The 10,724-nt window shown below is 66.4% G+C and carries 8 protein-coding genes; 2 read left to right on the top strand and 6 right to left on the bottom strand.

Features of this window, described 5'->3' with window-relative positions; genetic code table 11:
* Positions 1-172: 172 nt before the first annotated feature.
* Both EJC77_RS02880 and EJC77_RS02885 read right to left on the bottom strand, forming a co-directional pair.
* Entirely contained in the window at positions 173-1,144 is a 972-nt protein-coding gene (locus EJC77_RS02880; protein ID WP_240629715.1) for an HpcH/HpaI aldolase/citrate lyase family protein, read from the bottom strand.
* The gene (locus EJC77_RS02885) at positions 1,141-1,992 is read right to left on the bottom strand and encodes an HTD2 family dehydratase (protein WP_125610074.1); all 852 of its coding nucleotides are present in this window, start codon (positions 1,990-1,992) and stop codon (positions 1,141-1,143) included. The genes EJC77_RS02880 and EJC77_RS02885 overlap by 4 nt, the downstream gene beginning before the upstream one ends.
* A 219-nt stretch (positions 1,993-2,211) precedes the next feature.
* On the opposite strand from EJC77_RS02885, the gene EJC77_RS02890 reads away from it, so the two are divergent.
* Positions 2,212-3,651 (top strand): amidohydrolase family protein, encoded by a 1,440-nt coding sequence (locus tag EJC77_RS02890; RefSeq protein WP_125610075.1) that lies wholly within the window; start codon positions 2,212-2,214, stop codon positions 3,649-3,651.
* Positions 3,652-3,836: 185 nt separating this feature from the next.
* On the opposite strand, the gene EJC77_RS02895 is transcribed toward EJC77_RS02890, so the two are convergent.
* The 3 genes from EJC77_RS02895 to mobA are packed head-to-tail and all read right to left on the bottom strand — an operon-like array spanning position 3,837 to position 6,884.
* Positions 3,837-4,712 (bottom strand): alpha/beta hydrolase family protein, encoded by an 876-nt coding sequence (locus EJC77_RS02895; RefSeq protein ID WP_240629700.1) that lies wholly within the window; start codon positions 4,710-4,712, stop codon positions 3,837-3,839.
* Positions 4,703-5,896, bottom strand: a complete 1,194-nt coding sequence (locus EJC77_RS02900) for a molybdopterin molybdotransferase MoeA (protein WP_240629702.1) — start codon at positions 5,894-5,896, stop codon at positions 4,703-4,705. The genes EJC77_RS02895 and EJC77_RS02900 overlap by 10 nt, the downstream gene beginning before the upstream one ends.
* A gap of 4 nt (positions 5,897-5,900) precedes the next feature.
* Positions 5,901-6,884 carry a molybdenum cofactor guanylyltransferase gene (gene mobA, locus EJC77_RS02905; protein ID WP_125610077.1) on the bottom strand — a complete coding sequence of 328 codons (984 nt, stop codon included), beginning with the start codon at positions 6,882-6,884 and terminating at the stop codon, positions 5,901-5,903.
* Between the two features lie 149 nt (positions 6,885-7,033).
* On the opposite strand from mobA, the gene EJC77_RS02910 reads away from it, so the two are divergent.
* Positions 7,034-8,701 carry an MDR family MFS transporter gene (locus EJC77_RS02910; protein ID WP_338069456.1) on the top strand — a complete coding sequence of 556 codons (1,668 nt, stop codon included), beginning with the start codon at positions 7,034-7,036 and terminating at the stop codon, positions 8,699-8,701.
* A gap of 119 nt (positions 8,702-8,820) precedes the next feature.
* On the opposite strand, the gene ltrA is transcribed toward EJC77_RS02910, so the two are convergent.
* A complete protein-coding gene (ltrA, locus tag EJC77_RS02915) occupies positions 8,821-10,080 on the bottom strand; it encodes a group II intron reverse transcriptase/maturase (protein ID WP_125610078.1) in 1,260 nt (419 codons plus the stop codon).
* Positions 10,081-10,724: the final 644 nt, after the last annotated feature.

Raw genomic sequence — 10,724 nt, forward strand, 5'->3', positions numbered from 1 at the left:
CGTCAGAGCCGGGCTGCCGACGTGGCGGGAAATTCTTGACTGGTCGGGGAGCCCCATGAGCGACAGCAAGGACTGAAGTGCCACCGACCGACGAAGTAACGCGGGACATACTGCGCCTCGCGACAACCGATCGAATCTTCAGCAACCATCACTTCGCTCCGTTGCGATTGACTTAGGACGTTATATAACCTCTTAAGGAATGATTCATGACTTTGATCACGTTGTCAATGGGTTTTTCGGCGGGATCGTCCCGCTCAACTCCGGCCATCCGGTGCCGGCCTCCGGCGCGGCTCATTATGGTCGCCGCGCGGTCCGCAACAGGCTTATCGATCATTTCCCCATCCATGGCCACTACCCCGCATCCCCCGCCGGCGCGCCAACGCGTCAGAACGGACTGAGCCCAGGCGACCTCCTCCGCGCTTGTCCGGTAGGCCGCATTGACTGCCGCCACCTGCCGCGGATGGATGCACAGTGCACCCGTCATCCCGACACCCCTGGCATGTGCAGCGGCGGCTTCGAAGCCATCAGGATCGTTGAAATTGCGCACGGTCGTGGCAACCCCAAGCGCCATGACCTGGTACGCGGCCGCGCAGATGGCCATTATCGACGCGGGCGCCCGGAGGAGATCGCCACTGGCACTAACGCCCATGGCACGGCAATAGTCCTCACTGCCAAGGGCCAGACCGTGGACTCTGGGAGCTTGGGCTATCCCTGATAAGTTGAGGATGCCCAATGGGGTCTCCACCAGGGCAATGACGCCGATGTCGCCGGTGGCGAGCCCTTGTTCTCTCTCAAGTACGGTCAACAGCTGGCCGAGTTCAACCAGAGTCTCTGGCGACTCCGCTTTCGGCAGCATGATGAAGCTGACGGCCGGATGCACCGCAACGGCGAGGTCATCCCCCAGTTCCGGCGAGTTGTTCACACGCACACAGATATCGATCCCCGATTCCGGCAGCGTGGATAGATACTCCGACAACACCCGGCGCGCAGCCGGCTTGCCCGGCCCGGGCACAGCGTCTTCGAGGTCGCAGATGATGACATCGGCGCCGCGGGTCGCACTCTTCGAGAGGAGGCGCGCGTTGTCCGCGGGAACAAAAAGCCAGGAGTGCAGCGACCGGGCACGAACATCCGCCGACGGCGTCATCGCGCCCACACGGTTGCCCGCAAGCACACGGAACCCGCGGCGTCGGTAGCCCAGAGTTTCGCCCCGTCGTTCGTTCGGGCCCCGTAGAGGCCGAAGGGTGCCGTGTCAAAAATAGGCGCCACCGCCTTGAAGTCGAATGCGACAACGTCCGCACTCGGGTTTTCGACCAGGTAGAGATTCATGAGGAGTGTTGCAAGCAGCGGACCATGGACCACCAGCCCCGGGTAGCCCTCCACGGCCGTCGCATACCCACGGTCGTAGTGGATCTTGTGGGCGTTGAATGTCAGGGCTGAATAGCGCATCAACAATGCACTATCGGGAACAATGCGAACTGTCCAGTCGTGGCGGTCGGGGCGGATGGTGGGTGGGACGGCAGCGACCGCGGATGGCTCGGTCCTGGGATGGTCCCGGTAGACAATGGTCTGCTGCTCCGAAACGAGGAGCCCGGTTCTGGCGCGGATTTCATGGTCTATGGTGACAAACGCCAGCCGGCCCGACCTCCCCTCCTTGTTCTGGACATTGGCGATTGTCGATGTCCTCGAGATCTTCCGTCCGTTCTCCAGCGGTGCGTGAAACCGAAGCGAGCTGCCAGCCCACATTCGACGCGGCAATTTGAGTGGGGGGAGGAACCCCCCTTTGCGCGGATGCCCGTCGTTGCCAAGATCAGACTGGGCTGCGCATGGAAGGAAAAAAAGCCAACAGGCCAGCGGATTCCGCATCGTTTCCGCGAATATCGCTGAGGAGCCACCGATGGTCGCCGCGAACCGGTCGCGGGCAATTGGTGAAACGACATCGTCGGCCACCTCCCGGCGGCCAATCCAGGCTGCCGGGTCCAAATTGTCGTTCATTGTCGTTGCGCTCCTTTGCGAAAGTGACCGAACCAAGCGTGCCGGCTGGTGCTCCACCAATGAGGCGAGGCAGCGGGCGGATTTCGAGAAGTGTACCAAGACAAGTTAAGACGTATATGTCTTGTGGGGCTATGCTACTCACATTGACAGCCACGCAATCCATGTGACGGTGGTCACCCGTCAGATCCAGAGCACTACGAGCCAAGAGGAAAGCGACGTATGCAGCCACACCGAACCGCAATCAAAGCACGCTGGACCGTAACTTCAGATTCCCCGAAACTCACCGTTCTTGATGGCGCGACAGTCGTCGTCGACGGTGACAAGATAGCCGCAATCACGCACGAAGAGGTGACACGTGCGGATGAATTCATTCAGATCGACGACGGCGTCTTGATCCCCGGATTCGTCAACCTGCACAATCACGCGCTGAACGGTCCAACGCTCAAGGGGATCGTCGACGATTACGACCGCACAGGAACATCCGGAAGTTTGATCTACAACCTGTTGATGCCCCTCGGTGACCTGTCCGCCACAGATATGCCGGAGCAGGACATTCGGGCCATCTTCCGGCTTGCGTTGCTCGACATGCTCAAGAGCGGCACCACGACGATGCTCGACATGTGGCGACCCGGGCACCGCATCTTCCTCGATGTGGCACGGGAGTTTGGCGTTCGCGCCTATGGTGCGCCATACGTGCTCTCCTCCCCGCCCACCGGCGTCAACAGAATCGGCCAACCCACATATGGAAGCGCCGACGGTTCCGATTCAATCGCCAACTTCAAGTCGATCTTCAACGAATACGATGAGGGTCCGCAGGGCAGGATCCGGGTCGTGCTCGGACCACATGGAACCGACACGTGCAGCGCCGAACTGCTAAGGAGGGTACGCGCGACGGCGGACGAAATGGGGGTACTGATCACCATCCACGCCGCCCAAAGCCGAGCCGAGGTCAGCGCGATCGAGACCCGCTATGGCATGACCCCCATCGAGTATCTCCAATCCACCGGAATTGTCGGACCGGACGTCGTCGCTTCCCATTGCGTGTACACGAGCGATCAGGATCTGGACATCCTGCGGGATACTGGCACGTCTGTTGCCAGTTGCCCAATGACCTTCGCTCGCGGCGGCCTGACAGCGCCATTCCAAAGGTTTTCCGACCACGGCATCCGCACCGGAATTGGCACGGACGGCTACGGCTTCGACTACATCGAGGAACTGCGATCCGCTGGCCTGGTATCCAAACTGCGCATGGAACTCTCACATATCGCGCCGGCGGCACAGTTGTTGCGGGCCGGCACCGAGTCCGGGGCGTCTGCCCTTGGGCGAGACGATTTAGGCCGAATCCAGGTCGGGGCCAAGGCCGACCTGGTAGCGGTTGACCTGGGTCGGGCCGCACTCCAGCCCATTCGGGATCCGATCAAGAACGTGATTTGGTATGCCACGGCATCCGATGTCTCAACTGTCATGGTCGACGGACGCCTGCTCGTTCGAGGCGGGAAGCCCCTTGGCATCAACGAAAAAGACATCGTTTCGGCCGGAGCCGACGCTACATACCGCCTGTGGGAGCGGGCAGAGCGGTCGGGGATCCGACTCGACTCGGCATCTTCCCCGATACAACACCAGCCCTACCAAATGGCCGAAGGACACACTCATGGCTGACCAGCTGATCCAGGGCTTCGATCCACCCCGGTCGGCTGTGTCGCCGCTTACTATCTGGAGACGAACGTCCTGGTCCCGCTCGATTCCACCGCGGACGCCAGCGGCACGCCGACGTCCAAGTCGGTCGTCATCCGGCTGGAGCCGGTCTCGACAGACTCGACCAGCGGTGATTGAGCTCGTAGAAATCACCGGTCCCAGGGGTTGCGGCCGTCAACCAGCCAGGCCAGCGTGTCCGGCCAGAACGTGCCCTCGAACCGGCTGTGGAACAGGCTGAAGTGGCCTATTTCCGCCAGCCCGTAGGCGGCGGGATCGAGCTGGACGATCTCCGACGCGCTGTTGGGGCAATAGGCCAGCGCCCGGGCCATGGCGGTCCTCGTGGCGTAGGGGTCGTCGGTGGCGGCGATGGCCAGCACCGGCGCCGTGAACGCGGCCAGGTGCGCCCGCATGGCGGCCCGGTCGGCCGGGCCGCCCGCACGGGTGAAGTCGCGACGGCTGCGGGCCCAGTCCAGGGCCACGCCGCGGGGCAGGTCCTCGAGCCAGCCGAGCCGGCGTCCCGGGAAGTGCCCGCGCAGCACGGCCGCGACGGGCATGAACGCGTGCCAGCGCCACCAGTAGCCGCCCCGGTGCGCCGGGTGGTAATCGGGCCAGAATGCGTGCTGGGCGCCCACCGTCAACATCCGCGAAAGGTGCGCGGACCGGGCCGCCAGGGTCGTCCCGAACCCGCCGAAGCTGTGCCCCACGACCTGCACGGTTCCCGCCCCGGCCCGTTCCAGCGCCCAGCCGAGCACGGCGTCGATGTCCAGCAGCCCCCACTGGTACCAGCGGGCGTCCGGTAGTTTGCCAGCAGGACGCGAGGCGCCAATGCCGCGGTAGTCGAACGTCACGGCCGTGAACCCGTGCGCGGCCAGGAATGCGGCGTACCGGTGGTAGTAGGCGGCCTTCACGCCCGTGGCCGGCGCGATGACGACCATGCCGGCACTGTCGGCCGCGTCCGGTTTCCAGCAGTGCCCGTGCAGCACATACCCGTCGGCGCACTGGAACTCCACGGAACCTACGTCCAAGGCAATGCCAGGGATGTCAGCGTCTCCCCCATCTTGGCGCCGTGCGGCGGGACCAGCATGACGCCGTCGGCCGCGGCCAGCCCGCGCATCATGGCCGAGTCGCTGTGCGCGGTCGGCGACGCCAGCCCGTACACCAGCCGGTATGGCATGATCCGGGTGGGGCCCTGGCGTTCCTTGATCGGCGATCCGCACGCCACTTCGCCGGTCGCGGGCATCGGCCTGCTGCCGAGCCGGGCCAGCAGCGGCGCGCCGACGGTCAGGAGCGCGATCATGGCGGCCAGCGGGTTGCCCGGCAGGCCCAGCAGGAAGCGTCCGTCCGGGAACTCGGCCAGCAGGGTCGGGTGTCCGGGGCGCATGGCGATGGAGTTGATGTGGAACGTCCCGCCCATCACCGCGATCGCCTCGTGAAGGAAGTCCGCGCTCGAATGGCCCGTGGCCCCGGTGCTGATGATGACGTCGGCGGGGTCCTCCCCGGTGTCCGCCAGCGCGTCGAGCACCGAATCCAGCGTGTCGGCGGCGCGCCGGCGGCCCACCACGGTGCCCCCCAGTTCGTCGACGACGGCGCCGAGCTGGGGTCCGAACGCGTCGCGCACCCGGCCCGGCGCGGGGATCCCCGACGTGACGACCTCGTCGCCGGTGAGGACGAGTTTCACCGCGGGTTTGCCGAGCACGGGCAGTTCGTCCAGCCCGCCGAGGGCGGCCAGCGCGAGGTGGGCGGGGTTCAGCGTCGTGCCCGCCGTGACCAGCACCTCGCCGGCCCTGGCCTCCTGTGCGGCCGGGCGGATGTGCTGGCCGTTCCTCGGCTCCCCCGGGCGGGCACCGGCGCCGCGCACCAGCACCGGCAGGCCGTCGTCGTCCGTGGACCAGCGCGCGGCCTCGCTGCGCAGCACGGCCTTCGCCCCGGGGGGCACCAGTCCCCCGGTGACGATCGGGCTGGCGGTGCCGGCGGACAGGCGCGTGCCCGGTTCGGCCAGCACCCACGGCGGGCTGCCGGCGACGGCCCACCCGTCCATGGCGGCCGACGCGTAGTGCGGCATGTCGTGCAGGGCGGCGACGTCGGCGGCGAGGATGCGGCCCAGGCCCTGTCGCAACGGCACGGCGTGTGCGGGCAGCGGGTCGGCCACCTCGAACGCGACGGCGCGCGCCTCCTCCCACGTGTGCGGCAGCGTCCGGTCCTCGGGCACCCGGCTACTCCTGGGTCGGGGCGGGCTGCGCGGGCTCCCGGCCCGGTTCCTGCGGGGGCGTTTGGGCTGCGGCGAGCTCCTTGGCCACACGCAGGGCGGCGGCCATGGCGTCCGCCTCACCGGCCTGTCCGGACGCGGCGGCCAGCCCGGCCGCCAGCCCGGCCACGAACGTGGTCAGCGGCGCGGCGGGGCGCACCACCGCGTGCGCGGCCACGCCGGCGACGTTGAGCACGGCATGGGTGTCCACGGCCAGGCCGGTCAATTCAAAGGCGTCCAGCAGCTTCGCCAGCCACGCCTCGAGCACCTCGTCATTGTCCATGTCCGGTTCCTTCCGCAGCGGTGCGTGTCCGGGCCGGTCCACGCCGAGGCGGCGGGCGTCGGCCCAGGTGTCGACGTCGGCCGTGCAGCCATCGGGCACGGCACATTTCCTGACCCTCACCCTAGCAACGAGTTGGCGTACGGATGCGTTCTCCAGCCGGTGCGCCGCCCGCGCCGTCGCGATCGCCGCCCGCAGCCCGGCCACCGGGTACACGGCCGCCAGCGGCTGGTCGCGGCCGGCGTCGACGGCGATCAGGCCGAGTTCCCCGTCGCTCGCGCCGGCCAGGGCCTCGGCCAGCCGCGCCACCACTTCCTCGACTCCCGGCATGTCACAGGCGAGCACCAGCACCAACCCGTCCGTCACGCCGAGCGCGTCCAGTCCGGCCGCGATCCCGGCCGCCGGGCCGGCGAATGGCGGGTCCTCCCGCGCCACCGTGACACCGGCGCGCGCCGACAGGTCCGTCTGCCAGCCAGCCCCAGGTCCGACGACGACGATGCGCGGCCCGGGTGCCGCCGTCGCCCCTGCACCGGCGAACCGCGCGACGAAACCGTCCGCCGCGGCGACGGTGCGCGCCAGCAGGGTCTGCCCGCCAACAACGAGCCCGGCCTTCGGCACGCCGTCGAGCCGGCTGGACCGGCCGCCGGCGAGAACCACCGCCACCATGTTCATCAGGTCCGTGCCTCCTTGGGATTCCCTTGATTCCCGATGCTACCGGGCCGGGTCGCCCGCCGGATGCCCAGCGAATTGCCAGCAGGTGAGCGGCGGCATAAACAGGGAAGGGGCGTAGTTAATAAGGGCAGGGAAGCGAGGACCCGTTCATGACACATGCGCCCCAAACCACCACCATGCCGGCCGCAGGGCCCGGGGAATCGGTCGCCCGGGCGGAGCGGCGCGCCATCGTGCTGCTGTTCGTCGGACTGATGCTGACCATGCTGCTGGCCGCCCTCGACCAGACGATCTTCAGCACCGCCCTGCCCACCATCGTCGGGCAGCTGCACGGCGTCGACCTGATGCTGTGGGTCATCACGATCTACATCCTGGCCTCCACCATCATGCTGCCCATCTACGGGAAGCTGGGCGACCTGATGGGCCGCAAGAGCCTGTTCCTCGGCGCCATCTCCATCTTCATCGTCGGCTCCATCATCGGCGGATTCGCCCAGGACATGACCTGGCTGATCGTGGGACGCGGTGTCCAGGGCATCGGCGGCGGCGGGCAGATGCTGCTGTCCCAGGCGATCATCGCCGACGTCGTGCCGGCCCGGCAACGCGGCCGGTACATGGGCTTCATGGGCGGCGTGTTCGCGCTGGCCTCCGTGGCCGGGCCGCTGCTGGGAGGCTGGTTCACCGACGGCATCGGGTGGCGGTGGGGTCTGTGGATGAACATCCCGCTGGGCATCCTGGCCATCATTTCGGCCGTGCTGTTCCTGCACCTGCCGCACCGTGAGCGCGTGCCCACCCGGGTGGACGTGGCCGGCATGGTGCTGCTGGCCATCACCTCCACGGCGCTCGTGCTGTTCACCACCTGGGGCGGCACGAAATACGCGTGGGACTCCCCGCCCATCATTGCGCTGATCGCGTGCACGGTCGTGGCCGGGACGGCGTTCGTGTTCGTGGAACGCATCGCGGAGCATCCCATCATGGGGCTCCACCTGTTCCGGGCGCGCAATTTCAACCTGACGACCGCGGCCGCCCTGATCACCGGCATCGCGATGTTCGGCACGATCGCCTACCTGCCCACGTACCTGCAGATGGTCACGGGCGCGAACGCCACCCAGGCGGGCCTGTTGATGATCCCGATGATGGCCGGGCTGCTGGTGACCTCGATCGGCTCCGGCCAGCTCGTGAGCCGGACCGGACGGTACAAATGGCTGCCCATCACCGGCATGTTCATCGTCGCCGGGGCGCTGGTCCTGCTCTCCACCATGACGCCCGCACTGCCCGTGTGGGTCATCTGCTGCTACCTTGCCATGATGGGCATCGGGCTGGGCACGTCCATGCAGCTGCTGGTGTTGATCGTGCAGAACCAGTTCCCCACGTCGCAGGTGGGCATGGCCACGGCCTCGAGCACATACTTCCGGCAGATCGGCGCCTCCCTGGGCTCCGCCGTCGTCGGCAGCCTGTTCGCGCACCAACTCACCACGCTGCTGACCGAACGGCTGCCGGCGCAGGCATCGCACGCGTCCGGCGGCATCAACTCGCTCACCCCGGAGATCGTCCGGAACCTGCCCGGGACCCTGCGCGACATTGTCATCGGCGCCTACAACGACGCCCTGACACCGATCTTCGTGTACCTGGTGCCCCTGCTGTTGCTCGCCGGCATCCTGCTGTTCTTCATCAAGGAGATCCCGCTGGCCACGACCATCGACCGGAACGGGCCGTTGGAAGGCACGGCCGCCGCTCCCCGGCATGCGGCGCCCGAGGCGCCGGCCGACGTCGTCGTCCCCGGCACCCCGCGGCACCGCGCCCCGACGCCCGGCGAGGCGTAAGGGCTCACTGATTATTTAGTTGGTGTGTCGGGTTTTTTGAAGGTCGAGTAGCCGGAGGGGATCACACCCTCCGGCCCTCGCAGATCCGTACGTGACAGTCTCCCGTCATACGGCTCTTGTCATCCTGACCATCGGGATTGCGGTACCCAGGCCCAGTGGGCGAAGAGCCTCGGGGCCTGGCGGGTGATGCGCCGCCAGGTCGCCTCGGCCTTCTTGTGGGATCGCAGTCGTTTGTACTTCTTGCGGATCCAGCGCATCAAGTAGGCATTGATGGCTTGCAGGGGCCGATACAGTCCGGAGCGGTAGAACGCTCCGTAATACTGCATCCAGCCTCGCACGATCGGGTTGATCGCTCGTGCGAGGTCGGTGATGGCCTGCCCACTGCGACGGTGCAGGTTCCATGACCGTACCGTCGCGTTGAGCTTGTTCAGGGCGTCCTGGCTGATCGCCGGCTGGAACGAGGCAAAGACCTCGCCCCGTCCGATGGCCGCGCGGGCGCGGAAGGTGAACCCCAAAAACGTGAACGACGTGTGCTCGTGGGAGCCACGCCGGTTGGCGTCCTTGCAGTACACGATCCGGGTCTTGGCCGGGTGAAGTTGCAGCCCGACCTCCTCCATCCTGTGCGTGAGCGCGTCCAGGACCCGATGGGCCTGCCGTTCGCTCACGCAATGCACGACCGCATCGTCGGCGTAGCGTTCGAATTCCACGGTCGGGAACTCCCGGGCCAGGAACATGTCGAACGCGTAGTGCATGAACAGGTTCGCCAGCACGGGCGAGACCGCAGAGCCTTGAGGGGTACCGCGGTCTCGCTGCTGCAAGGTCCCGTCGGGCAACGCCAGCGGTGCACGAAGCCACCGCTTGACATACAGCATCACCCACGGGAGCGGACAGTGGCGCTCCACCGCCTTGACGATGAGGTCCCACCGGACACTGTCGAAGAACTTGGCGATATCGAGGTCGATGACCCAGTTCTTGCGCCAGCACCGTTGTCGGCATACCCGCACCGCGTCCAGGGCCGAGCGTCGCGGCCGGTAGCCGTACGAGTCGGGATGGAAGATCGGTTCGACCTCCGCCTCCAGCCGTGCGGCCACCACCGTCTGCGCGATCCTGTCCGCGACACAAGGAATCCCGAGAACCCGGACCCCGCCGCCGTGGGCCTTGGGAATCTCCACAGCCTTCACCGGAGGCGGGAAGTACGTGCCCGACGACATCCGATTCCAGACCTTGTACAGATTGTTCTTCAGGTCCTTCTCGAACTCCTCCAGCGTCACCCCGTCCACCCCCGGCGCGCCCTTGTTGGCCTTCACCTTCTGATAGGCCGTCCACACCTCCTGCTTCGAAATAACAAACGACTTTCCCGACGATTTCAACTCGTCCACGCAGCTCCTCCCGGACACTTCCGGTTGACCGAACGAACACAGCCACGGATGACCCGGCCCCTTCGCTCCACCCCCATTACAGCGGCTTCACCACTACTACGAACCGGTCCGCCAGCGCACCCCGCAACGGTACTCACTCCCTCACGGGTACTGCCCGCCTGGGAAACTCCCTCTCGCCGCACCACCAACCATGGACACGGCCGTGTCGGGACACGCCTTCCCACGTTCCGCACGAAAGCAGCAGACCAGACTCACGTCGCCTCTATGCCGGACACCACCTGGCCAATAGGCGGGCACCCGCCAGGCTCGTCCCGGGCCGCTACACATCGTCCCGGTTTTGATGTCATCTATGGATTACGACAATTCGAACAGCGATCGTCTTTCTGGTCCCCACCTGACATCTCTTGGACGCCTTTTCCCACATCGCTCACCACGACGGTCTTCAGCCAACGCAGCATGTGGCGGTTTGGACCCTCCCCCCGCAGGGCGGGCCCGAAGGGCCATACCTTCATCTTTCGTGCAGCACCGCATCAAGAAGCACTACCTACATAGGGCCTCCCTCGGAATTTTTCAAGTCGGGTGGTACCAACGGGAGTTAGGCGGCTTCTTTTTCTGTGTTTTCCTTGGGTTGGTTGATCCATGCC

The organism is Specibacter cremeus (assembly GCF_003946885.1).
Lineage (GTDB): Bacteria > Actinomycetota > Actinomycetes > Actinomycetales > Micrococcaceae > Specibacter > Specibacter cremeus.